A 26,243-nucleotide genomic window follows, 5' to 3' on the forward strand; every position below is an offset into this window, starting at 1 on the left:
CAAGTGTATAGTTATTTTAGGATCTGACAGAGTCCTTCCCTTCCTTTCTCAGTGCCCAATGATAGTCCTGAAGTAGTTATACACATCGAATTCATATTTTAAATATGCCAATACTGCTGGATTTGTAGTCCTGAAGTATTAATTTGAACATTCTGTAGACAATACTTAAACTATAGTGCTCGACAATGTATATAAAAATTTGAATGACTTTATTCGTTGTATACCACATTACACAACGTGATTGTGTATTTTTGCGGTATGAGTTTAGAAATGGAGAATGGAGGATTTACTTCGGAGAGGAAAAGCGGTACTGGTACAGACAGGCGAACTCGTCTTACAAATACAGTGAGTAGCCTTGGAAAGCTGCCTCCTCAGGCTATTGATCTTGAAGAAGCTGTTCTTGGTGCTTTAATGCTCGAAAAAGATGCACTCTCCGCCGTTATTGATATTCTAAAACCTGAGCTTTTTTACAAAGAAACTCATCAGAAAATATTTCAGGCCATCTCCACTTTATTTCAAAAATCATCTCCTGTTGATATTTTAACCGTCATCTCACAGCTTAGAATACAAGGAGAACTGGAGATTGTTGGAGGTGCTTATTATATAACAGAACTGACAAATCGTGTCGTTTCGGCTGCTAATATTGAATACCATGCCCGAATCATATCCCAAAAATTCATACAGCGTGAGCTAATCAGAATTTCTACAGAGATCATTCAGAACGCGTATGAAGATACGACAGACATATTTGATTTATTAGATCATGCAGAAAAAAACCTGTTTGATATTGCGCAGAATAACTTGCGACGTGATTCAAGAAAAATGGATGATATCATTCGTGAATCATTGGATTCTCTTGAAAAATTGCGCGATAAGGAAGACGGTTTAACTGGTGTTCCATCTGGGTTCACCGCCTTAGATAGGATCACCTCAGGATGGCAGCCATCGGATCTTGTTATTATAGCTGCTCGTCCGGCAATGGGTAAAACAGCGTTTGTGCTAAGCTGCGCCCGTAATGCCGCTGTTCAATTCAATAAACCAGTAGTTGTGTTTTCATTAGAAATGTCCTCTGTTCAGCTGGTCAACAGGTTAATTTCCGGAGAAACAGAGATTGAACAGGAAAAAATACGTAAAGGAAGTCTTGCTGAATGGGAATGGCAGCAGTTGCACTCAAAAATTGGTACCTTAACTGAAGCTCCTTTATTTATAGATGATACCCCTGCGTTAAATATTTTTGAATTCAGAGCGAAGTGTCGTCGATTAAAAGCTCAGTACGACATACAAATGGTCATTGTGGATTATTTACAGCTGATGCATGGTAAAGGAGAAGGAAAAGGTGGAAATCGTGAGCAGGAAATCGGTAGTATTTCCAGGGCATTGAAGTCTGTTGCGAAAGAGCTTAACGTTCCGGTAATTGCCCTTTCTCAGTTAAGTAGAGCTGTAGAGAGTCGCCCCGGTGCAAATAAAAAGCCGATGTTATCCGATTTACGTGAGTCCGGATCAATTGAACAGGATGCCGACATGGTACTGTTTTTATACCGCCCTGAATATTATGGGCTAACCGAAGATGAAGAAGGGCGGTCAACAATTGGCGTAGGTGAAGTGATTATAGCGAAGCATCGTAATGGAGAAACAGGTACAGTTCCACTTCGTTTTATAGGTAAGTACGTAAAGTTTACCGATTTAGAAGATGATTTTGGTGCTGGCTCACCTGCTAAAAGCAATGATCAGTTTGCGGGTATGGCTCCTTCTGCAGACTTTGACAAGCCCGGAAACTTCATCATTAGACCATCAAGAATGGATGATATGGAGGATGAGGCACCTTTTTAAATCAGGAGACCTAAAAGGAAGCCTGCTAAGATTAGCCAAGGGGTTCTTATTTTGGTGAAGTGTAAAATCAACATGGTCGCACTAACGATTGACAGGTCGAAGAGTGCATTTGAAGAAGATTTACTTAGCAAAGGTTGAAGTAAGAAAATAAAGGCTGCAATCACAAAACCTACAGCCACTGCATTTATCCCTGATAGTGATCTTTTGATGCTTCCTATCTTTTTTAAATCATTCCAGAATGGTACAAAGAAGAGTACCAGTATTACGCCTGGCAAATTGATTCCTAAAGTTGCAACAATGCTTCCCATAATCTGTCCGCCAAGTCCACTTCCTGAATTTTGCATCGCCATCGTACCTACAAAAGAGGTAAATGAGAAGGTTGGTCCGGGCAAGATCTGTTGAAAAGCATAACCACTTAGAAACTGGTCGGCAGTAAGGTATTCTTTCATTTCTACAAATTCCGTAAACATCAAAGGAACAAGAACCTGTCCTCCACCAAAAATAATAATGCCGTTTCGGTAAAAATTTTCAAAGAGCCTTATTGGTAAACTAAAGGGAGATGTTTGATTAATAATAGCTCCAAGGGTAGCAAAAAGAAGCAAAATACCTAAAAAGTAAAAAATCTTTTTCTGATTGATGTTTTTAAACAGGTTGCTCTGAAGGTTAGGTTCTTCCTGTGTGTCCTCAATAGCTGAGGATATGATGCCTCCTAACAAAATTAGAATAGGGAAAACAAACGCATTTTTTAAAATTAAGGTAGCTACTACTGCTGAGAAAGCAAGCCATAGGGAAAGTTTGGATTTGAGCTGTTTAAGTCCTAAAGTGATTGCGGCAGACCCTACAATTCCTACAGCAATAGGTTGAATAAAAGTCATTACCTCATTGAACTCATTTTTAGCCCCTAGAAAAGAATACATGGTAGCAATACCACATAATATAGCTGCTGAAGGAGAAACCCATATCAGAAAGGTCAAAATGGATAACCACAACCCCCCTACTTTATATGCAATTCCGACCAATGTCTGCGTGGATGATGGTCCTGGAAGCACCATGGTCATGGCATTCAGTTCTAAAAGTTCTGATTCGGAAATATACCTCCGCTTCATGACAAAGTCTTTGAGCATAATTGCTAAGTGACCCTGAGCCCCACCAAAAGCTGTGAACGTAAATAGTGTTACATCTCTCAGGAATAAAATTTTCTTTGCGTTAAGCTTAATCATTCTCGTAATCTGGCCCTGTTACCGATAAATATACGGTTTGCAGCTCCGAAAACGCATGCATATCATTAGCCATCTTTGCTATAGCCATTCCTTTTTCATATACTTTTATGGCTTCTGCAGGTCTGCCCATCGTTTCATATAATTTTCCTGCATGGTAATAGGTTCCCACATAATTTTCATTATTCTTCAAAAGATCTTCATAATAAATAAGAGCTTGTTTCTGATCTTTTTGTTTCATATATTCAGTTGCAAGAGCATATTTTATGAAAGGGTCAACAGGATCATTATCCAAAAAAGCTAAAAGCTTTTGTAATCGGTCGTTGTTCATTGTAATTAAATGCTTTTTTAATCTATTTTTGCAAAATAAAACAAAACAGGCGATTAAGGGTAAACGGAATGAAAAAAATAAAATTAGATATTGTAGGGTTATCGTATAGTCAAACTCAATCTGGCGCTTACGCCTTGGTTTTGGGGGAAGTCAACGGTAGACGACGCCTTCCTATTATTATTGGGGGGTCTGAGGCTCAAGCTATTGCTGTTGAAATTGAAAAGATGACACCTACCCGTCCTCTTACTCATGACTTGTTTAAGTCCTTTGCATTATCTTTTCATATCAATGTACAAGAAGTAATTATTTACAATTTGGTCGACGGAATCTTTTATGCCAAGTTGATCTGTAGTGATGGAGAACATCTGCATGAAATTGATGCACGTACGTCAGATGCAGTGGCTCTTGCCGTTCGTTTTGAATGTCCTATACATACATATGAATTCATTTTGGCCACTGCAGGGATCATGATTGAGGGAAATGATTTTGTTTTTTTAGAAAACATTGATCCGAACACGGCTGAAGATAAACCAGAAGCAACACCTCAAGGATACTCTTCCTTTAGCGTAGAAGAGCTAAAAGAGAAACTTCAGCAAGCCTTATTAGAGGAGGCCTATGAAAAAGCAGTAAAAATAAGAGATGAGTTATCCAAAAGAAAGTCTTCATAGCTTATTCAAATTCCCACAACATAAAACAATCACACACAAATAATAAATGGAAAGATTCACCGGCTTGATTGGTATACTACTAATTTTTGCCATTGCCTTTTTAATGTCTAACAACCGTAAGGCAATTAATTATCGTTTAGTTTTCTCAGGTATAGCCATTCAGCTTGTTCTGGCTGTTTTTATTCTTAAAGTTCCCGCAGGAAAATTAATTTTCTCCTGGCTTGGAGCAGGCGTGACCAAGATTCTTGATTTCTCTCATGCAGGGGCAGATTTTGTTTTTGGTCCTTTAGCAAGCAGGCTTGCGCTTAATACTGCTTTTGGCGTAAATACGATATTCTTTTTTAACATCGTACCCACCATAATATTTGTGGCTGTACTGGTTAGCGTGGCCTATTACCTGGGTATTATGCAACGGATCGTGAAGGTGCTCGCCTTTGGTGTTTACAAGCTTATGGGTGTATCAGGAGCAGAAGCATTGTCTAATATTGCCAGTGCTTTTGTTGGACAGGTTGAGGCTCAAATCATGATTAAACCTTATTTAAAAGGAATGACCATGTCTGAGCTACTGGCCTCCATGACAGGAAGTATGGCTTGTATCGCCGGTGGCGTGATGGCCATTTACATTTCATTTGGTGTTCCTGCCGAATACTTATTAGCAGCCAGCATCATGGCGGCTCCGGCAGCGTTGGTGATCTCAAAAATTGTATGGCCTGAAACTGAAATATCAGAAACGAAAGGTGCGGTATCATTGGAGATTAAAAAAACGAGTGCTAACCTGGTTGATTCCATATCGCATGGAGCCAGTGACGGTCTAAAAGTGGGCCTAAATGTAATTGCTATGCTAATTGGTTTTATTGCAATCATCGCCCTGGTAGATTATGTACTGGGAGGAATTGGCTCTATGCTGGGCAGTATTGGTTTGTCGCTTTCATTTGTAGGAATAGACATCAATCATTTAAGCTTAAATCAAATTTTAGGTGCACTATTTTCAATCTTTGCCTGGGCAATGGGTGTGCCATATAAAGATATTCATACTGCAGGATCGCTAATGGGTACCAAGATGGTTATAAACGAGTTTGTTGCTTATTTAGACCTTGTTAAAGTTCAAGGAGTTATAGAACCCAAAACATTGGTAATCACCAGTTTTGCTTTATGTGGCTTTGCAAACTTTAGTTCTATCGCCATTCAGGTAGGTGGAATTGGAGAATTAGCTCCGGAACGAAGATCTGATCTGGCCAAATTAGGTGTAAAGGCTTTAATATGCGGAACATTAGCTTCTTATCTTTCTGCCACTATTGCTGGGATCTTAATCGGCTAATAGTAAAGCGTATAAAAAAAGCCGGCTTATGAAATTAAGCCGGCTTTTTTTATGCGCTTTACTACTTTATACTCTATCAGCAATAGGAATAAATTGTTTATTTACTTCACCAACATAAACCTGTCTGGGTCTTCCAATAGGCTCTTTATTCTCTCTCATTTCTTTCCACTGCGCAATCCAACCAGGTAAACGTCCCAATGCAAATAACACGGTGAACATATCGGTTGGAAAACCAAGTGCCCTGTAAATGATTCCGGAGTAAAAATCCACATTTGGATATAACTTACGTTCAACAAAATAAGGATCATTCAAAGCTGCATCTTCCAGCTTCTTGGCAATCTCTAATATGGGATCATTGATACCTAATTTATCCAGGATCTTATCGCATGCTTTTTTAATGATATTTGCCCTTGGATCGAAGTTTTTATAAACCCTATGACCAAAGCCCATCAATAGGAAAGGATCGTTTTTATCTTTCGCTTTATTGATCCATTTTTCGGTATCTCCTCCGTCATTTTTAATCAACTCAAGCATTTCTATTACTGCCTGGTTTGCGCCACCATGCAGTGGTCCCCATAGAGCAGAAATACCTGCGGAAATAGATGCTGGTAGGTTACAGCCGGAAGATCCGACGATGCGAACGGTAGAAGTAGAACAATTCTGTTCATGATCAGCATGTAGAATAAGTAATTTATCCAATGCGTTCACTACTACAGGATCAATTCCTATCTCTTCCGTAACCTGACCAAAAGTCATATTCATAAAGTTAGCTACGTAATCAAGCTGGCTTTTGGGATATATGAATGGCTCCCCTAATGAACCTTTATAGATCCAGGAAACGATGGTCGGCATTTTAGCAATCAGTTTAATGATTCCTAAATCAATATCTTCCTTAGAAGGATTTGGATTTAAGCTTTCGGGTGAAAAAGCGGACAATGAACTTACTAAAGAACACAACTGACCCATTGGGTGGGCCTTTGGAGGAAAGGCGTCGTAGAACTTCTTCATATCCTCATGCAAAAGGGTATGCTTGCTGATCTGAAGCTTGAAGTTATCTGTTTCTGCCTGAGTAGGTAAATTGCCATATATAAGCAAATAGGCAACTTCTATAAAAGTTGATTTTTCTGCGAGATCTTCAATAGCATAACCTCTATACTTTAATAAACCCTGTTCTCCGTCCAGAAAAGTGATCGCACTTTTAGTACATCCTGTGTTTTTAAAACCACTGTCCAATGTAATATAACTGGTTTGATCTCTAAGCTTTGAAATATCAATAGCCTTTTCATTTTCTGTACCAGTAACGACTGGTAACTCGTACGTTTTATTACCTAGGTTTAAAGTAGCTTTTTCTGACATATTATTTTGGATGTTGCAACGCAAAAATAATTAAATATGAATATCCTCAAAGTTAATTATGATTATGTAATGTAATTTTTTTGATAATTTGAATTTACATTAAAACTGCATTTTTTGAGAAAGTATGTAAATGTTTGTTCTAAAGATTTTACCAATATACCATATTTGTGAATTTTAATGTAACATAATTGTGTATATTTATAAACAAAACTTATACAACCTTTTGTTTTATGACTCGTAGAAGGCTAGAAAGTAAATACAAAGGTTAATTATCCTGCTTATGAAAAAAGAAATACTTATAGTTGATGATGAGATAAGTATCTTAAAGCTTTTGAATTTTGTATTAGCTAAAGACTATGATCTGATCATTAAGAATAGCGGTATTGAAGCAATTAGTTGGTTGGAAGACGGGAACACACCTGCATTAATTATATCGGATTTGCATATGCCCTATTTTGATGGTAGTTCATTCGTTCGTAATCTAAAAGTCAGTGGTTATTATCGTGACATTCCTGTTATTCTTCTTTCGGGTGCCGAAGATCTGGACAGTGTAGCAGAAGGGATGTCACATAAGGCAGAATCGTATATTCAAAAACCATTCAATCCAACTGCATTAAAAACAGAAATCATTAAACTACTTATAATTCCCACCTCAATTAATTAGCACGATGGTATCTATATCCACATTAAACTTACCGCAATCAGGCATCCATGCACGGGTATTGTATGCGGGTACAGAACTGAGAGATTATTTATCCGGTGAATTGTCCAACCAGTTCTCACTTGATTCAAATGATTTGAACATTAAAAATCTTGAAAAGTTCCTAAATGATCAGTCCTTACTCACTTTACCTGATATTCTGTTGATTGAAGCAGATTTTAAGGGTGACTGGATTAATGTTATTTCGAATATCAAGAAAAATCCTCTTTTAGGAGGTATGATTATTGTTCTATTATCTGCCTTTATCAACAAGCAGTGGAGGGCAAAGGCTATGGCACTGAAGATTCATGATTTTTATAGTTACCCTTTCCCTGTTGAAGATCTTTGTGAGCGATTGCAATTCCTGGTAAAGTTCAGGCTGATTAAACCAAAACTAACAGAGTTGTCAGGGAGGGTGGATGTTCGGTATACACTTCCGGCTTATAAAAGAATCTTTGACATTATTACTTCCGGATCTGCATTATTAGTTTTATCTCCCTTATTTCTTGTTGTAGCCGCATGTGTTCTTTTCGAATCAAAAGGACCTGCTATATATAAAAGTAAACGGGTAGGTACAGGATATAAGATCTTTGACTTCTATAAATTCCGATCGATGCGTACAGGTGCTGATAAAGAAATGACAATGCTATCTGCTTTAAATCAATATACCGATATCGAAAAGGGGAAATCTGCATTTATCAAACTTAAAGACGACCCTAGAATTACAAAACTGGGTAAGTTCATCCGGATGACTAGTATTGATGAGCTTCCCCAACTTTTTAATGTACTGGTTGGGGACATGTCAATGGTTGGAAATCGTCCATTGCCATTATATGAGGCGGAGATGCTTACTTCCAATGAATGGACAACACGCTTTCTTGGTCCTGCCGGACTAACCGGTTTATGGCAAATTAGCAAACGGGGGAAAGCTGACATGTCTGAACGCGAAAGAAAGAAGTTAGATAACTTTTACGCATCTAACTATTCCTTCTGGTTAGACTTAAAAATTCTGTTAAAAACATTTCCTGCATTGTTGCAAAAAGAAAAGGTTTAATCCCTTTTCTTTTTACCTGTCATTACAATTCTGTTGAGTGAGGTTCACTCCATTTATAATAACATCAAATTCAGTACGACGGTTCAGTTGCTGATTAGCTTCCGAACACACCACACCATCATAGCAGCGGTTCACCAAGCGTGTTTTACCATAATATTCTATTTTTACCCTGCTCCCGCTTATTCCTTTTGATACCAGGTAATTCTTTGCTGATCCACCTCTTCTAAGCGATAGATTACGGTTATATCCTTCAGAAGCACGACTGTCGCAATGGCTTGAAGTAATCACGGTCATTTCGGGATGTCTTTTCATCAAGGCCGCTAAAGCATCCAGTGAAGGTCTTGCATCGGAACGTATTTCATCCCTGTCAAGATCATAGTAAATGTTATCCACAGCGAAAACACGTTTTAGCGAGTCGCAGTTATTAATTACATATTGCTGAAGGCTTTCCGTTTTATTCAGCTTCATATCCAAGCGTATAACAGAATCTGTAGTAATGCCCACCGAAGTAGTAAAAACCATTTGACTGATATATCCTAATTTTTGAGCAGTAACCTCATAATCAGTTTCCTTCTTCAGGTTATACTTAAATTCCCCTCTTGAATTAGCCGTAATGGTATCAATTCTATCTAGTGTTTTCAATAGTAACCGGCTCCCTGCGAGCGCAATGCGTGTCCTTGCATCAGTAACTAATCCTTCAAGTGAAATTCGATATGTAGCCTGACTGAAATTATAGATGTTGTCATTACCAGTTCTGTTGGAACTAAAATAGCCACTTTTACCATCATCGGACCTGATCAAGCCAAAATCATCTTTAGATGAGTTGATAGGCATACCCAAATTTCTTGGGTTATACTGAGGTTTCATATCCTTCAACATCACTTCAAAAACATCCAAACCTCCTAAACCAGCATGTCCGGTTGACGAGAAGAATAAGGTGCCATCTTTGGAAAGAGAAGAAAATTGTTCGTTTCCCTCCGTATTAATCTGTTTTCCCAGATTTATAGGTCTTGTCCATTGTGTCCCTGAGCGAACGGAATAGTATAGATCCGTTCCACCAAAACCTCCGGGCATATCGGATGAAAAAATGAGGATGTTACCATCTGCGGTCAATGCAGGATGACCTGTTGAATATTCATTGCTGTTGTATGGGAATTCAGTTATCTTGTCCAGATTCTTTCCTGTGGCCAGATACAACTTCAACTTATTAATGCCGGTCTTGCTCTTTTTTGCGGTCCCTTTATAATAATTATTTCGGGTAAAAATAAGTGAGCCATCAGGGAATACAGCAGCAGGACCTTCATGAAATCGGGTATTTACATTTCCCTTCAAGAGGTGGATATTACGATTTGGATGCATCATTGTTCCTGATGAATCCAAATAAAAGGAAGAATTGTATTGGCCTAGCGTCCTGCTATCATTACTGGTAGGTGCAGTATCGTCATCATTGTATACACTTGAATTTTTAGAATCGGCCCTATTACTGCCGATTGCATCAGAATTTACATCACCTATGTCTGATAGCTTTGCAATGTAAAATAAGTTTGTATAAGGCGTATTATCCCAGGGAAAAACCTTCTTAATGGTTGCACCCATTGCTCTGTTGCTATTAAAGAGAAGACCCTGTTTGTAGTATACAGGTGAATATTCCGAAGCCGAAGTATTTAGGTTTGTTAGGGCTACTTTCCAGAACTCACTGTTTGGCGATAATGAACCCGTGTTTGAGCGGGCAAAAGCAGAAGCTCTTTTATCTGATGGAACCATACTTAAATAGGCGCGATACCAGTTTTCCGATCTTTCATATTGCTGCGCATTAGCAAGAGCCTCTGCATAGTACAATACCCATTCCTGTTTCAATGGTTTTTGTTTACTCAGTTTCTCATACCAAGTTAAAGCTTCCGGATATTTTTTTGTTTGCCGGTAGCTAAATGCAATCATTTCCAGTGCTTGAACATTGCCGGAATCAATAGCTAAGACCTTTTCTAAATTGGCGATGGCGTTCAAATATTTTAAAGATTGAAAATCAGAAGTTGCCTGCAGCATCAATTTATCCCGAGAGGATTGAGCAAAAGCAGTGTTGATCACGAAAGTTGTGAGAATATAAAAACAAATCAGATAACGCATGGATAACTTCATAATCATTAAAAATATCTTGGAGATAAAATTTTACCACGTTCAAAGCCAAACTCATACCTGATCATAATTTCATGACTGCCCGTATTGAAGTTTCTTAAACGGGTCACACTATGATCATAACTATAGCCTATTCGGATTTGAGGACTAGCCTGAATCTCAAGAATACCTGCCACGTCGGCACTTGTGCGGTATTGTGCTCCTACAGCAACGACATCTTTTATCCAGAGCATGGCATTCAGATCCGCTTCCAAAGGAGCCCCTTTAACACCCTTGATTAACAGAGAAGGCTTCAGCTTTAAATTATCATCCACTTTGAACACATAACCTGTAGCAAAGAAAAGATGCATGTTTTTTAAACTCCCGCCGGTAGTATCATCCGCTGCCTCATATGCTGTAATTCGGGAGTTCAATAAGTCCTGAGCAGACAGGCCTATATAAAAGCGATCAGAGTTATAATACACACCCGTTCCGAAATTGAATAAGAATTTATTGATGTTCTCTGAAAATGCAGGATCGTACGCACCGGAGTTTCCCAGGTCAACACCAGTATAATTAGCCTGGTATTGAACCGCACTTCCCTGAATCCCAAAAGCCAGGGAGCCCTGAGCCATTCTGATCCTGTATGCATAACTTAGTGCAGCACCCGTTGTCGAAGTAATGCCCAGTTTATCACTTAATAGCTGCAAACCCAGACCCACTTTTTTATTATTAAATGGAGCGTCAATAGTGAAAGATGTTGTTTTGGGAGCGCCTTCTAAGCCAGACCACTGACTGCGGTGTAATGCAGTGGCCGAAACCACATTTCTGCTTCCTGCATAAGCAGGATTTATTGCCAGTGTGTTAAACATATATTGCGTGTACATCGCGTTTTGCTGCGCATCCACAGAGATTGCACATCCAAGCAAGCATAGCGCCCCTACTAATTTTTTAAGCCTCTTCATTTATCTGTTAATTGTGAGATATCCCGCTTTCTTTTCCTTATTATCCAATACAACGATGTAATAGTAGGTGCCCACAGGAACATCCTCACCAATATGAATTCCTTCCGTACACTTTCCATTCCATGTGTTCTGATATTCTTTCGACCTGAAAACCCTGTTTCCCCAGCGGTTAAAGATTTCAATATCTACCTTTTTACCAAGTGTATTTTGAATAATCAGATTATCATTAATCCCGTCGTTATTGGGAGAAAAACCACCAGGAATAAATAGGGGTTTATTTTCCAGTGTAAACGGAGTGGGATCAGAAGGAGTCGGATCTCCTGAGATCTGAGAATCCGGTGACAATCCGTTAGTTGACTGATCTGCAGTTTCTGCACCATCAAGTACGGAAACCCCTTTTACTAAAGCCCTGTTCAAAAAAGCAGTCTCATCTGTTGTCACCAAAACAACCAGATCAACCACTACGGTTTCTTTATATAGAGGTTGAATGGAGCTGGTGTTTAAAAGCAGTTCCTGATCGGTGATACCATTAAAACTACTATTGATGAGTAAACTTCCTGAAGCGGCTATGCCGGATACCTTAAATTGATTTCCTGCAAGAGCAGTCAGCAAATTATCCGTTAGACTTAAACGGTCAATACGGTAATCACCATAGTTGACAATTGTAAAAGTAAACTTGATAGCATAGCTTCCATCCAGGTTTTTAGAAATTGATGTCAGCGCTTTAGCTAAACCTATTTTAGCAGGAATATTAACCGTGATCGTCACTTTTCCTGGCACGGATTGGTTGCCTGCGCCGTCTGTAACAATATATTCAAATTCATCCGGACCACTATATCCAGGTTCAGGAGTATAAATTAGTTTACCAGTAATTGGATCAGTGGTTAACGTACCATGAGTTGGCCGAGTCGTGATTGTGACAAAACTACCTGTTGGTAAAGGAATATTGATAATAGCACTACCATTTGAAGGGACGTTCACCTTTATGGCCGGAGCAATCGGGGGTAGTCCTGTAATCGTAACCGTAACGTTAATAGGTGTAGATTGCAGTCCTTCGGGAGTAATGAGCGTATACGTAAATACATCAGTTCCGGTATAACCTGCTACCGGTGTGTAAGTAATGATTCCTGTCCCACCAACCACAATGCTTCCATGCAGAGGATTCGTTTCCGGCTGTACAGTAGTTCCTGTTTTACTCAGATCGTTATCTTTAACCGTAATAGTTACTGGGGTATCACTAGCTGTCGTAGCCGCATCTGCACTGCCTATTGGGATGACGTCGATAAACACAGTGATAGGGTCAGACTTTAGATTTTGAAGATTTTGTATGACATAGGTAAACGAATCTTTACCACTGAAGCCGGAAATAGGCGTGTAGGTGAATGTTCCATCCGTTTCCAATACAACTGTACCATGGAGTGGATTCGATAGTTTAAAAACAGTTGCTCCTGCACGTCCTCTATCATTATCAAGTACTCGTATTAAGACAGGAATGTTCGAATATGTAAACGCGTTATCATTTGAGCCCTCAGGTTTAATATTTACTGCGATAGTAACCGTAGCAATGTTTGATTCCAAGGCAAAATTATCCTTAACTGTATACACAAAAGAATCATAGCCGCTGTATGCATCATTAGGACGATAATAGATCAATCCTGTAACCGGGTCAACCAGGAGAACACCATGTAAAGGATTAGACTTAATGCTAATACTGCTTTTATCGATCGTAATGTTGCCATCTTCATCTGTATCGTTCGCCAATACGGGAATGTAGATAAATGTATTCAAAGCGGTAGTTATTGTATCGTTAACAGCCACAGGTCTTCTGTTTACTGTTAATTTTATATCATCCGATAATTCACATCCTCCAGGCGACAAAATAGTCCAACGAAATACATAAACGCCACCTGTCAATTTATTAACCAAAGAATTATAAATTTTAGGACTTAATATGGTAGCTACTTCAGGGCCAGAGAGCTGGGTCCAGGTTCCCGTATTTGTGCCCGGAGTACTTCCCTGTAAAATATAGCTACCTGCACCCGTTATAATATTAATCAATGAATCTTTTCCTGCATTAGGCTGCACAGGTATGGCTACATAATTCAACGTTATTATTCCAGGATTAGAACTTATTCCAAAATTGTCTTTAACAGTATAATAGCTAGTTACTGTGCCTATTAAGGAAGATATAGGAGTGAAAGATACAGTTCCATCGCTATTCAGAGAAAAAGTACCCTGATTAGCTATAGTATAGGTGGTTTGGATCCCAACAGTTGAAGGATCCAGATCTATGGAAACTTTATTGATAATACCCCCAATGTTTTTAGTTGCATCATTCGCAGTGACATCTACTGTTGCCACTTTGCCTGAACACAAAGTTAAGTTATCAGGATTAGCTAAAGGCTCTACTAATTCATTCTTGCTGATTACATCAATAAATACATTTCTAATTTCATGAAAATTGGTGCTTGCACCAGTTGAGGAGGATAATCCATAACTTAAATTCTGTGGAGCCAGTTCAGGATAGTAATAATTGTCAATTACGGTTGTGATTTGCGGAGTAGATCCCCCTCTTGTAATGCGTACAGTAACATTAAATCCTCCGTTTACGTTTGGAACCAGATTAATAAAAACTTTTCGGTAACCGGTAGAGCTGGCATCAGGACTACGTGTGGTACCTCCATCTGTTAAAGCAAAGGTTAAATCTGCTGTTTTTTTACTTGTCAGAAACTGATAATTACCAACTGTAAGTGCAACCCCATCTCCTTTTCCTCGTAAAGTAACTGAACCTGGTCGCATTCCTGATCCACCCTGCCTTCCTTCTGTCGGATTGGAGAAATTACCAAATTCATCTAATCCAATTCCAATGTATCCTTTTGATACACCCGGGGACACAGGAGTTGTTGTTGTAATCTGAGCATATCCTAAGGATCCACCAAAACCACCAATTACAAAAGGGCTGGCGGTAGCATCAAATAAAAATAGGCAGATCCCATCAGCACCTGTTCCACCATAGATAAAATATTCGAATTCAACTGAAAGACCTTTTGAAGAAGGGAAACTTGCTGTACTGTATATATATCCTTTTTGATTTTTAGTATTATTAGTTAAACGCAGATAACCATTCCCTGCGGCGTCAACACTAGCCCCTCCTATTCCAGTTCCAGGAGCTGCAGTTAGAAATGCATTAGGAGCTCCACCGAAATTGATACCCGGAGCTGTGCTATTTTTAAAGCTTTCGATGTATGGAAATTGTGCTTTTGCAGGTTGCGCTAACAGAAGCCCAAACGCAATGATTGCCATAAATAACGGGTAATTTTTTTTCACTTATTAATTATTTAAAACGATTTGATTTTGTTTAGGTGCGTAATTTGTGTGCAGTAATGTAGTTCAATAATAACGCCATTGTGTGATTTTGTTACAAAATAGGCATTTAATGGTGTATAATAGTTGAAACGTGCAAACTTTAAGTTAATTTTAATCACATTTTTAAATGACAGTTCTCACAATAAGAGCCTTTTTATAATTGATTTCTCGTTTTGGGTCATATGTTCTACATCATTACACATATTTATATGTGAAAATATAGCAAGAAATCACTGCTTCTTTATAAATTAGCATAATTCAAATCCTCAGTAATGCGGATGAATAAAATAATTTAATCCTTCTAAAATTAACAATGATTATTAAAAAATCATCGATCATCATATTAGTACAAATGCTTCTAATCTGTAACCTTTTGAAAGGACAGGAAACCATTATGGCAGATTATTCCGCGGTATATGTGGAGAAACTGGTGGCCGTAGCAAAGGAGAATAATCCTAATGGAAAAGTGTTTGAACACCAGGTTAACATCGCTAAAAATATGCTGAACGGAGAAAAAACATCTTGGGTAAGTTCATTCACTTTTTCATATTTAGCACGGTCAAACAGTAGTTCAGTCGATATTGTGAATCCGCAATTATTGACAGGATATCAGTTTGGAGTATCCCTCAATCCCGGTACACTGTTTAAAATACCCTTTAATATTAAAACTGCGAAAGAGCAGGTAAAAATATCTTATTTAACTAAAGAGGCTTATGATCTTCAATTAGAGAGTGATGTAAAAAGCCGGTATCTGCTTTATTTACAAAGTCTTTCCGGCCTTCGTTTACAAAACAAAATTGTATTGGATGCTGAAAGTATTTTCAAGGATATGAAGATCAAATATGAGAGGAGTGAAATAACATTTTTGGATTATAATAATGCATCTATGTCGCTATCAACTGCATATCTTACCCGTATACAAGCAGAAACAAGTTTAATAGCAGCAAAGGTTACATTGGAAGCATTACTGGCAAAGAAGCTGGAAGAAATAAAATAAATGGAAGAAATTAATAGATTTTTAAGGCTGCTCAAGAAACATCGTCTCATTCTGATCATCGTTCCTGCCATTACAGTAATCATTACATACTTCCTGGTTAGAAATTTGCCTAATTCATACGTTTCGCAAACGCAAATAGCAACGGGTATTGTGGACAATACACAATCTAGTTTAACTGGAGAAGCCACTGGCAAAAGCTGGAGTGAAGTAAGTCAGGCATTTGCAAATCTGATGGAAGTAATGCGGTTGAAAAAGATTCTTGACCAGGTATCTTATAAATTGATCATTCATGAAATAAGTGCGAAAAAGTCATTCAGACCTATTCCTACCGAATTACAAGTTTATAATCAGCAAGAGCTTAAAAAAGTATTGAGTACCTTTCAGGACAAGTATAATAAAACGCAAGGGTTAAATCTCTGGGAAAATGAACAAGTCAAACTTTATAATGTTCTTCGTGCCATTGGCTATGACAGTGAATCAATAAAGAATAATGTACGGATCAACCGGGTTGGAGACAGTGACTTTATTATGGTAGAAGCTGACACTGAAAATCCAGAGCTATCAGCTTTTATTGTTAATTCGCTTACCGAAGAGTTTATTAAGTATTATACTTTTCTGATCAAGCAAAATCAGAGAAAAGCAAATACTTTTCTGGATAAAATGCTCGTTGAAAAAAGAGCCGCCATGAATTCTAATGTGAATGCATTGCGTGATTATAAAATCAAAAACAGAGTTTTAAATCTGGAGGAGCAGTCCAGTCAGCTTTACGCTCAAATAATTACTTATAATGATCAAAAGCAAAGCATTTTAAAGGATATTGCATCAAATACAGGAGCTGTAAATGAAATTGATGCCCGATTTGATCCAAAGGATCGTAAATATTTAGAATCTACATTAACAAGCATAAACCAGCGCTTATTATCCACAAAGGAAGAATTACGATCATTATACGATTTATATATTCAGAACGACTTTGAACCCAGTTATAAAGAATCAATAGATTCGGTACAACGCATTTTGACCTCTCAGATCAATCAGTCATCAGATCAATATATCAATAGTCCATTAGCTGCTAAACAGGCGTTAATTCAACAAAAACTACAGTTAGAAGTTCAACTTGATCTTTCCAGGTATAGTATGAATTCCATTGAAAACGAACTATTGAGCTTGAACGCGCAATTTGATAAAATGGTTCCGCATGAGGCCCAAGTTCAATCATTAGAAAGAGAGGTTGATATTTCAAGCAAAGAATACCTGGATGCTTTAGAAAAGTTCAATCAGAGTAGTATGGAATCGGGATTCGCTATTAAAATTAATCAGGTTCAGATTGCAATGCCCGGATTACCGCAGCCTTCAAAGAAAATGCTGTTGGTCATCATAAGTGGAATTGTAACTTTTATATTTTGTCTCGTTGTATTATTTATTCTTTACTTTCTTGATGATACCATTAGTTCGCCGAAGGAGCTTGCAAATAAAACAGGTGTGGCAGTGTTAGGCGGACTGAACACCATACAAGGGTCAGTAGTGGATCTCAATGAAATATGGAATAGTTCTTCCTCTGATAGTATAAACCAGTTCAAGGACCAGTTGCGTTCTATACGCTTTGAAATAGACAAAGAGATCAAAAACGGTGTGATTGCCATAACGAGTATGAAGGAGTTCGAAGGAAAGACACTTTTAGCCCTTAGTTTGGCACATGCCTGGAAGATGACGAATAAAAAGGTATTAATTATTGATGGGAATTTTACTAATCCTGGAATCAGCAAATCATTAGATACTTCCATGTATATTGAGGATTATTTAAATGGGACAACAGAACTGAGTCAACTCCAAACGGACCAATCTGTCACCGTTTTGGCTAACAAAGGCGCAGATACTTCTCCCTTAGAAATAGCAGATTCAGAAACGATTAAATTAAAAATTAATCAATTAAAAGAACTCTTTGATCTGATCATTATAGAAACAGCACCACTATCTAAAATGAATCAAAGTAAAGAATGGCTCATTTTTGCAGGTAATGTTATAGCTGTTTTTGAAGCAAGACAAAGTTTGAATGATGAAAAATTGAATGATATAGCCTACCTGACATCTCTTGGTGATCAATTTACAGGTTGGGTATTTAACAAACAAGAGAGTTCCTTATCTACTCGAAAGAGAATTAAAAGTAGCAAGAACGGATGAGTATGATAAGTACAATGTGGATATTCTTTCAGGTATTAGTTGGGTATAACCTGATCTTGCCGCTTTTGCTGTATATTATATGGATGAACCGTAAGGCCTCTTCCATTATAGCAAACCAATCGCCAAACAGATCGGAAGCTGATTATGCTATTATCATCACTGCCTATGAACAAACTCAAACGCTCTGTGCTGTTGTAACCTCTATTCTTAAGTTAAACTATTCAAATTATATCATTTACATCGTAGCTGATAAATGTGATATTTCCACTTTACGGTTTGATGATCCGAGAGTTATCCTATTAAGACCGGTTGATACGCTTGCTAGTAATGTGAAATCACACTTTTATGCTATTGATCGTTTTGTTCGTAAACACGACCGCTTAACCATAATCGACAGCGACAATCTTGTTCATCCTGAATATTTAAATCAACTAAATACCTGTTTTGATCAGGGATTTCAAGCGGTACAAGGTCTTAGGGAAGCTAAAAATTTGGATACTACCTATTCATGCCTGGATGCCGCCCGTGACATCTACTATCATTTTTATGATGGAAAGGTTTTATTCGGTTTAGGGTCTTCTGCTACACTATCCGGATCTGGGATGGCTTTTACCGTTGATCTTTATCGTGACTGTCTGGAGAATAAAGAGGTAAGCGGAGCAGGCTTTGATAAAGTATTGCAATCTATAATTGTGTTGAAAGATATTCGAATTGCTTTTACGGAAATGGCTATTGTATATGATGAAAAGACATCCCGTTCAGATCAGCTCGTTCAGCAACGTTCCAGATGGATTAATACCTGGTTTAAGTATTTCAGCTTAGGTTTTACCATAATGGGAAAAGGTATTCAGAATTTCAGTTCCAATCAGTTTACTTTCGGTTTAGTACTACTCCGGCCGCCTTTGTTTTTATTTATTTTAGGATCGGGAATTTGCTTTATCTGTGACTTATGGTTTAGTCCTGTGTCATCTTTAATATGGCTGGTAGCCTTTATCCTTTTTGTTTTAGGCTTTTATATAGCATTACAAAAGTCATCAACTGATAAGCGTATCTACAATTCACTTGTGAATATACCCAACTTTATGTTCTACCAGATTGTGTCTTTAATGAAAAGCAGGAAAGCAAACAAGACCTCTGTAGCAACAAAACACTATCATACTCATTCTATTGACGATATAAATGACGTAAAATGAGAGTTGACCCAGTAATTCCAGATCAAAAAAAAGTTAAAAAAAGAATTTTAAAACGGCAGAATATCTTGAGGAAAGTAGCCATTGCGTTTGTTGCAGCGATCATTTATTTCATCTTCGTCAAAATAATGATTCTCTAATGGAAAACATTAAGCTGAACTTGAAAAAAATAAAGGGAAGTTGGAGAGATGAAAAACTTAGCGTTTATCTTAAGAGAATTTTTATAGTTGAAAAACTGACTAATATTCCTGGACTTATTTTTTTGTCTTTGTTTGCTATTGCTTTTTCCTTTGTAATGGATAAATCCGGGATTACTGGTGTTTCCCTGATATTAATTGTTATAATTGGGCTGCCTACTATTTTCTGTATCGTTAGGTTTCCTCAAATTGGTATCATTATAATTCTTATCGGCGCGTATTTCCTCATGTGGATCTATGGATTCATATCAAGCTTTCCTCTAGGAACGGTAATGGATGGCATTGAGGTGCTTCTAATCTTAGGTTTTTTTATTATTCAAAAAAAGAAATCTGATTGGAGTTTATTTAAAGAGCCGATTGGTGTTATCGTTTTAATTTGGGTAGGCTATAATATTATGCAAATCGGCAATCCAGCTGCAGAATCACGACTGGCTTGGTTATATACCATCCGTGCAGTTGCAGCTGTCATGCTCATGTACTTCATATTCAGTTATAATATACGAAGTTTGCCTTTTTTGAAAATAATACTAAAACTATGGTTATTGCTCGCGTTATTTGGTGCTTTTTATGCCTTTAAGCAGGAGTTTATTGGTTTTTCAGCATCAGAGGAAAGAGCGTTGTCAGATCCTCGTGTAAAAGCATTATACTTTATAAACGGACATTGGAGGAAGTTTTCCATTTTCTCAGATCCAGTTGCATTTGCCTACAACATGGTTGCGCCTGCTCTATTTTGTATCAGTATGCTTTTCAGTCCTCTTAAAACTTGGAAAAAATTAATACTAAGTATAATGGCTTGTATTTTTCTTCAAGCCATGTTATTTTCAGGAACCCGTGGTGCTTACGTTCTGGTTCCTGTTGCACTTGTTCTATTAGTTATTGTTAATTTGAATAGAAATGTAATCATAGTCAGTAGCATAGGAGCAGTACTTTTTGCTTTACTGATATTTACCCCTAGCTCGAGCCCAAGTATAAGACGATTTCAATCTGCTTTCCAACCATCCGAAGATGCATCCTTTAATGTACGAAAGGAAAATCAAAAAAGAATACAACCATTTATACAAACACACCCCTTAGGTGGAGGACTCGGGGCAACGGGTGTATGGGGTACACGATTTTCTCCTCATTCCATGCTTGCTAAATTTCCTCCTGATAGTGGATATGTTCGTGCAGCGGTAGAAACCGGATCAATAGGATTATTCCTGATATGCACACTGATGGTAATTATTATCAAAACGGGTATAAATAATTTTTTTTCTATAAAGGATCTGGAACTCAGGTCTTACTGTCTGGCTATGACCATTATTCTGTTTGCATTTGCTGTTGGGAATTATCCGCAGGAAGCTATTGTACAATTTCCTTCCAATATCTATTTCTATTTATTTACAGCGATAATAACGGTAACTAAAAGGCTGGATATCGAGAAACAAAAAAAGAACCTTTCCCCAAATTTTTCGTAAAGAGTAAAATTATGAATATACCCTATTGGATAGAAAAAGTTAATTTACCATATACTGATTATGCGCAAATTCCTCAGGATATATTTGATCAGGTAAACCAAAAACTAGATCATATTCAAGGAGCTGATCCTCTCATTACCATTCTTATTGCTGCCTATAATGAAGAAGTTAATATTCTACGTTGTTTGTACTCGCTTTCTCGTATGCAAACCAGCATTCCTTTAGAAATAATTGTGATCAATAATAATTCATCGGACCATACCCAAGTAACACTAGACAAACTGCATGTTAAGAAGTTATTTCAGGAAATACAGGGTTGTGGGCCATCACGTCAATTGGGACAGGAGCAAGCAAAAGGAAAGTATATTCTTCTGGCGGATGCAGATTGTCTATATCCTGATACCTGGGTAGATGAGATGATGAAAGTATTGCAAAAACCAGGTACTGCATGTGTTTATGGCCGATATTCCTTTATTCCCGAGCTTGGTTATCCAAGGTGGCAACTTTTTTTGCTAGAGAAAATGAAAGACGTCATAGCCGGATATCGTCATATTAAACGCCCTTACTTGAATGCTTATGGAATAAGTATGGGATATGTAAAAGAATTTGGTTTAAGGGCAGGATTTATTATGGTTAATGTTAGAGGAGATGATGGTCGTTTAGCTTTTGACATGATGCAATATGGTAAAATTGAACAAGTTAAATCAGCTAAAGCCAGACCATGGACAGGTCCTCGTACACTAGAAAGAGACGGTAGTTTTACTAACGCATTAAAAAATAGAGTGCTACGTGAAATTAAAAGATCATTCAGTATGCTCAAAGGAGAAAAGGCCCATGATACCAAAACATCTTCTAACGAGGATTAAACTGGTATGTTTTTGTCTTTAGCCACTTGATTAATATATTTCAGAAAGATCTTTACCACTGAAGGCCAGCTATAGGTATGTGCAAACTTGATTCTTTCCTGTTGTAAATTAGGACTATCCAGTTTCATTGCATTTTCAATAGCTTCAATGTATTCATCAGCTGTAATAGCAAGATAGGTATATGCGCTAAAAACCTCTTTCATAGTATTGGTAGCGGTAGCCACAACAGGTCTCCCCATCGCTAAATATTCAATTATTTTTAATGGGAAATTTCCGATAGTAATTTCATTAACTAATTGAGGATTGATGCATACATCAAAATATCTAACATAGGCAGGAATTAAATTAGTATGCTTCTTTTTGAAAAATGTGATGTTACTTATAGTATGTAAATCACTTTTTATAAAATTTTCGTCTTCCTCCCCTATAAATACAAAATCCCAGTCAGCCCTTTTTCTGGCAATAGTTCCTATGAGATTAATATTGATGCGCATCGAATTCAATGCTCCCACATAACCAACTACAGGCCTTTTGAATGTTTTAAGTTCTTCTGGCTTTTCCCATGACCTGGTATGATCAAAAACTTCCAGATCGGCACCGTTTCCTATATAAAAACTGTTTGGATTATAAGTCAAAGCTCTCTTGGTGAAATCTAGTGAATTGCATACCACTGCATCACTCTTTTTCATAAGTAAAGGCTCAAGTGTAGGACCATGTCTTTTCCAATAACCAAATCCAATAGTATAGTCCCGATCCAGATACACATAAAGAGCAGGTCTTAATAGCTCTTTCAAATAAAAGCTACGGAACATATCCTTATCATTTACAAGAATAAAGGATTCGAAACCTAACTCTTGTATGGCCTCTTTTATACAAGAGGAAAATCTTTTGTTATTTATCCGGTTAAATAAAGAAAACACTGCGGTAAAAGGAATCCAATTAATAGACTCTATTACTTTTTCGGGACTTAATACTGAAAGATGTTCAGTTACTTTAACTAAACCCACTTTTTTATTCTTTATATCTTGAATATGAGATTGAGTAAAGATGTCATTCGTTTTGGAATACCAAGTTCGGCGGTCAATTGGCGGATTAACATATAAAACACGATGCTCTTTAGAGAGTTCCTTGGCAAGACTGGTTGATGTCGATTCCCGATCTGTATTGATACGTTGAAGACTAACGAAGACGAAGTTCATTTTAATTAGGATAAAAAATTAATACTTAGCAAATAATAGATCAAAATTGTACCTGACCTGTCTGTATGCATATCGAATAGCAAAAATTAAGGGATTCTTGCTTGTGGTCCAGCTTTTTCTACTCATTGTACTCGGTTCTGCTTCCGAATTATCTTGAGTAAACAAGGTTTTAAAGGCGTTAAAAAACAATCCTTTCCCCTTATTTTGAATAAAGGAAATACACATTCTATATTCAGTACGATCTCCTTTTATACCTTCCGTATACCGCCCGACCTTTTTAAAGAAGTCGCTTCTCCTTAAATGAGGATGATCGCTATAGTAATAGATTTTGCCGTAATCGGTATACCAGGGTTTGATCATCATTTCGGAATAGCCTTTTTTGAAGTCTTTCAGGTAAGGATAAGGAGAGTAAGCATAAAATCTGATGATATCAAAGTCGCTTCTTTCTTTCATGATATCCAAAGCATCTTTAAAATGTACTGAAAAAATTTCTGTTGGAACAAAATCTTCCTGCACATATAAGGTATAAGGCGTTAATACGGCATCCTGGCCTTTATTTAAATTATTACCAAGACCCTTATTTACAGGAGTTGTTACAAGTCTGAAAGATAGTTCGGTCTGAAGTTTCTTGAGATACTCCTGATGTTCTGCAGAACTGCCATCATCAGAAACTACAACATCTTCAAAAATACAATCTAATTTTTGGAAACTTCTAAGAAGACGCTCTAAAGAGTTGCTCCGGTTATAATGGGTAATTAATAAAGTTACACCTGGAAATTTATTAGTCATTTAAACAAGTTAAAAATTAGATTAAGGGTACTTCACCAGACAACTAAGTTAATTCTTTTTATTCCTTTGAAATTACCTTTTATAAACTAATGTTTATAGCAGAGTATTTAACATTAGTATGAAGTTTATTTGTCATTATTAAATCGCTTGGGATTTCTTTATTTTTATGCTTATAAGCTATTGACTAATGGTAAAAACTTTTTTATGAATTATCATTCAACTTAACATAGAGTTAAATATTGAGTACATAAAGGAATATAAGTATACATTTTTATACATAATTTACTCATAATGCCCCATTTGTTTCTGTTTAGTGTAGTGATAAAATTATGAATAAGGCATTCTTTTTTATATAAATGGCAATTGAAAGGTCTTAATTTGTTTTATAATCTATTTATTCATGATTGGCATGACTTTAGGGATTATTAAGACAAAATTAGAGAAGATTACGCTATAAATATTTTATAATTTTTAAAGTGTAATCTGATGTACTTTTGATCAATTTTTAAAATTAATAGTTGTTTAAATTTTTTTCTTATTCCAAATCACTCCTTCAAACCATGTCAAATTCCTGTAAAATTAGTATCGCTGTTGCCTGTGATAATCACTATCTGATCATGCTTGCTGCATTACTTAAATCGATAGAAGTCAACCATAAATCGGCAGAGCATATTGATGTTTGGATTATTGAAGATGGCATCACAAAACATAACAGGATTAAATTGGAATCATCTTTAGACCCAGTAATGTTTACTTTAAAATGGATTAATCAAAAACAGGTAATTCCAAAGGATATGCATCTGCCGCTTGATAAAAATACTTATCCACTTAATATTTTCATGCGGATATTCATTCCATATTTTATTCCGGATGAATTAAAAAAGGTGCTTTATCTGGATGTTGACATGATCATTAACAGAGACATCTCTGAATTATGGAATACCAATATCGATAACTATATAGCCGCAGCGGTTACTGATTCAACCTGTGTTTATATAAAAAATAACGTAAAAAATTATAAAGAATTAAATTTGCCAGGTGACGCGAAATATTTCAATTCCGGATTATTGCTCATGAATATTGACAAGTGGAAAGAGCATGATATCACGCGTAAGGTTATAGAAACGGTGAATCAAAACAGACAGTATACTCAATTTAGTGATCAGTATGGTCTGAATGTAAACCTAGTAAACCAATGGCTTGAGTTAGATCCTTTATGGAATTATTATGCTGATGGGAAACATCCAGAGCCTTTTAATATTCATTTCTTTCATAGAAAGCCCTTCTATAAATCCTATTTCAATAGCCCGGTATATAAAGATGTTTTCTATAATTACCTGAATAAAACAAAATGGATAAATAGCAAACCTGTAGGTGAAACTAAACGGTATTTTATCAAAACAAGTAATGTTCTGGAGAAATTGCCTTTGTATGTTAAGAGCCTGATTTCTTAGAAAAGAATTCGTATCCCTTTTTAATTAGCTTGTTGTATAGCTTCTTAAGCAATCGTTTATAACTGTTATGTGGCTTGAAACCATTCCATTGTGTAAGTTGTAAGTAATGGTAGAATCTGTTTTTATAATCCTCATTATAGGCATATGAGGAATAAATAGGTTTTATTCCGATGAAATGAATCAGATAAGGATTTGGTTCTTTTGATACGGCATAACAGTTCCATTTGGAATCCAGCTGTAACCACTGATCTGCAAATACAACATTCAACCCATACTGATCAGGAAAATTAGTATATTTTTTGTTTTCATTAACACATTTTAATATGCGTTCTGTGCAGTTCAGTTCGCGCCATTTCTTCGGATTTAATATTAATAAGCCACTATTGAAATATTTTGTATCTGGAGATAAGCCTAGTTCTTTGTAGTTGCTTATTCCTCCCCAGGTGCTACTTACTACACCTGAACGATCAACTACCCCTCCAATGACCTTATCTTGCAAATCTATCTTCCACAACTCTTGAATATCTTCCTCCATAATCATGTCTACATCCAGATAAATGACCTTCTCTAATAAAGGAGAAATAAAATGGGGAATAAATAACCGTGCATATACATTCAGGGGGAAAGAAGAGGCATCCAGGGGTAAATTTGACTTATCTGGTATGATTTCACTTAATTTTAACCAGTAAATATGAAAAACATCCTTACTGACCGATCCGATAATTTTATCTTTATTTTGTTTGATCAATCCATCTTCTACTATATAAAGATTGATCGCCGAATCAGCTTTATAATTAACTTCTATTGACTTCAACAGTGCAGCTAATAATACCGCATAATGATTGTCACATACAGTTACTACGGTAATTTTTTCTGCCGATTCTTCCATAGGTTAAATATCATAAAATAAGCTCGTCTAACTTGAATTATTTTTTTTACTTTTCCATACTACATGCACAACCTCCTTTTAAAATGGATCCAATTGATTTTTATGAA

20 protein-coding genes are annotated in these 26,243 nt (G+C 36.8%); 11 read left to right on the top strand and 9 right to left on the bottom strand.

Annotation, left to right across the window (positions count from 1 at the left end; translation table 11 throughout):
• Positions 1 to 258: 258 nt before the first annotated feature.
• Positions 259 to 1,830 carry a replicative DNA helicase gene (gene dnaB / locus BFL47_RS11510; protein WP_069659949.1) on the top strand — a complete coding sequence of 524 codons (1,572 nt, stop codon included), beginning with the start codon at positions 259 to 261 and terminating at the stop codon, positions 1,828 to 1,830.
• On the opposite strand, the gene chrA is transcribed toward dnaB, so the two are convergent.
• On the bottom strand, positions 1,827 to 3,050 hold the full coding sequence (chrA, locus tag BFL47_RS11515; protein WP_069659950.1) for a chromate efflux transporter: 1,224 nt from the start codon (positions 3,048 to 3,050) through the stop codon (positions 1,827 to 1,829). The genes dnaB and chrA overlap by 4 nt on opposite strands.
• Positions 3,043 to 3,378: a tetratricopeptide repeat protein gene (locus BFL47_RS11520; protein WP_069659951.1), complete on the bottom strand. Its 336-nt coding sequence runs from the start codon at positions 3,376 to 3,378 to the stop codon at positions 3,043 to 3,045. Before BFL47_RS11520 ends, chrA begins: the two co-directional genes overlap by 8 nt.
• 68 nt (positions 3,379 to 3,446) lie before the next feature.
• Here BFL47_RS11520 and BFL47_RS11525 point away from each other — a divergent pair, with 68 nt between their 5' ends.
• The gene (locus BFL47_RS11525; protein WP_069659952.1) at positions 3,447 to 4,046 is read left to right on the top strand and encodes a bifunctional nuclease family protein; all 600 of its coding nucleotides are present in this window, start codon (positions 3,447 to 3,449) and stop codon (positions 4,044 to 4,046) included.
• Positions 4,047 to 4,092: 46 nt separating this feature from the next.
• Positions 4,093 to 5,364: a NupC/NupG family nucleoside CNT transporter gene (locus BFL47_RS11530; protein ID WP_069659953.1), complete on the top strand. Its 1,272-nt coding sequence runs from the start codon at positions 4,093 to 4,095 to the stop codon at positions 5,362 to 5,364.
• A gap of 66 nt (positions 5,365 to 5,430) precedes the next feature.
• Here the strand turns inward: BFL47_RS11530 and BFL47_RS11535 are convergent, their stop codons facing one another.
• Positions 5,431 to 6,720 carry a citrate synthase gene (locus BFL47_RS11535; RefSeq protein WP_069659954.1) on the bottom strand — a complete coding sequence of 430 codons (1,290 nt, stop codon included), beginning with the start codon at positions 6,718 to 6,720 and terminating at the stop codon, positions 5,431 to 5,433.
• Between the two features lie 280 nt (positions 6,721 to 7,000).
• Here BFL47_RS11535 and BFL47_RS11540 point away from each other — a divergent pair, with 280 nt between their 5' ends.
• On the top strand, positions 7,001 to 7,384 hold the full coding sequence (locus tag BFL47_RS11540) for a response regulator (RefSeq protein ID WP_069659955.1): 384 nt from the start codon (positions 7,001 to 7,003) through the stop codon (positions 7,382 to 7,384).
• Positions 7,385 to 7,388: 4 nt separating this feature from the next.
• On the top strand, positions 7,389 to 8,474 hold the full coding sequence (locus tag BFL47_RS11545; protein ID WP_069659956.1) for a sugar transferase: 1,086 nt from the start codon (positions 7,389 to 7,391) through the stop codon (positions 8,472 to 8,474).
• 12 nt (positions 8,475 to 8,486) lie between these two features.
• Here BFL47_RS11545 and BFL47_RS11550 read toward each other — a convergent pair whose 3' ends face one another.
• Genes BFL47_RS11550 through BFL47_RS11560 form a run of 3 tightly spaced genes read right to left on the bottom strand, consistent with a single transcriptional unit; the run spans position 8,487 to position 14,878 of the window.
• Positions 8,487 to 10,610, bottom strand: a complete 2,124-nt coding sequence (locus BFL47_RS11550) for an OmpA family protein (protein ID WP_069660027.1) — start codon at positions 10,608 to 10,610, stop codon at positions 8,487 to 8,489.
• 5 nt (positions 10,611 to 10,615) lie between these two features.
• Positions 10,616 to 11,551 (bottom strand): PorP/SprF family type IX secretion system membrane protein, encoded by a 936-nt coding sequence (locus BFL47_RS11555; RefSeq protein ID WP_069659957.1) that lies wholly within the window; start codon positions 11,549 to 11,551, stop codon positions 10,616 to 10,618.
• Complete coding sequence (locus tag BFL47_RS11560) at positions 11,552 to 14,878, bottom strand: Ig-like domain-containing protein (protein WP_139125811.1); 3,327 nt, start codon at positions 14,876 to 14,878, stop codon at positions 11,552 to 11,554.
• Between the two features lie 352 nt (positions 14,879 to 15,230).
• Between BFL47_RS11560 and BFL47_RS11565 the strand changes: the two genes are divergently transcribed.
• The 5 genes from BFL47_RS11565 (at position 15,231) to BFL47_RS11585 (ending at position 21,805) form a co-directional block, all read left to right on the top strand.
• Positions 15,231 to 15,914, top strand: a complete 684-nt coding sequence (locus BFL47_RS11565; protein WP_069659959.1) for a TolC family protein — start codon at positions 15,231 to 15,233, stop codon at positions 15,912 to 15,914.
• On the top strand, positions 15,915 to 18,095 hold the full coding sequence (locus BFL47_RS11570; RefSeq protein WP_069659960.1) for a GumC family protein: 2,181 nt from the start codon (positions 15,915 to 15,917) through the stop codon (positions 18,093 to 18,095).
• Complete coding sequence (locus tag BFL47_RS11575) at positions 18,092 to 19,288, top strand: glycosyltransferase (protein ID WP_069659961.1); 1,197 nt, start codon at positions 18,092 to 18,094, stop codon at positions 19,286 to 19,288. The genes BFL47_RS11570 and BFL47_RS11575 overlap by 4 nt, the downstream gene beginning before the upstream one ends.
• A 136-nt stretch (positions 19,289 to 19,424) precedes the next feature.
• Positions 19,425 to 20,939: an O-antigen ligase family protein gene (locus tag BFL47_RS11580; RefSeq protein WP_069659962.1), complete on the top strand. Its 1,515-nt coding sequence runs from the start codon at positions 19,425 to 19,427 to the stop codon at positions 20,937 to 20,939.
• Positions 20,940 to 20,950: 11 nt separating this feature from the next.
• Complete coding sequence (locus tag BFL47_RS11585; protein WP_069659963.1) at positions 20,951 to 21,805, top strand: glycosyltransferase family 2 protein; 855 nt, start codon at positions 20,951 to 20,953, stop codon at positions 21,803 to 21,805.
• Here BFL47_RS11585 and BFL47_RS11590 read toward each other — a convergent pair.
• The gene (locus tag BFL47_RS11590) at positions 21,802 to 23,004 is read right to left on the bottom strand and encodes a glycosyltransferase (protein ID WP_069659964.1); all 1,203 of its coding nucleotides are present in this window, start codon (positions 23,002 to 23,004) and stop codon (positions 21,802 to 21,804) included. The two genes, BFL47_RS11585 and BFL47_RS11590, sit on opposite strands and share 4 nt — an antisense overlap.
• A gap of 18 nt (positions 23,005 to 23,022) precedes the next feature.
• On the bottom strand, positions 23,023 to 23,793 hold the full coding sequence (locus BFL47_RS11595) for a glycosyltransferase family 2 protein (protein ID WP_069659965.1): 771 nt from the start codon (positions 23,791 to 23,793) through the stop codon (positions 23,023 to 23,025).
• 560 nt (positions 23,794 to 24,353) lie between these two features.
• On the opposite strand from BFL47_RS11595, the gene BFL47_RS11600 reads away from it, so the two are divergent.
• The gene (locus tag BFL47_RS11600; protein WP_083257141.1) at positions 24,354 to 25,247 is read left to right on the top strand and encodes a glycosyltransferase family 8 protein; all 894 of its coding nucleotides are present in this window, start codon (positions 24,354 to 24,356) and stop codon (positions 25,245 to 25,247) included.
• On the opposite strand, the gene BFL47_RS11605 is transcribed toward BFL47_RS11600, so the two are convergent.
• Entirely contained in the window at positions 25,228 to 26,136 is a 909-nt protein-coding gene (locus BFL47_RS11605) for a glycosyltransferase family 8 protein (protein WP_069659966.1), read from the bottom strand. The genes BFL47_RS11600 and BFL47_RS11605 overlap by 20 nt on opposite strands.
• Between the last annotated feature and the right edge of the window lie 107 nt (positions 26,137 to 26,243).

The organism is Arcticibacter eurypsychrophilus (genome assembly GCF_001730525.1).
Lineage (GTDB): Bacteria > Bacteroidota > Bacteroidia > Sphingobacteriales > Sphingobacteriaceae > Arcticibacter > Arcticibacter eurypsychrophilus.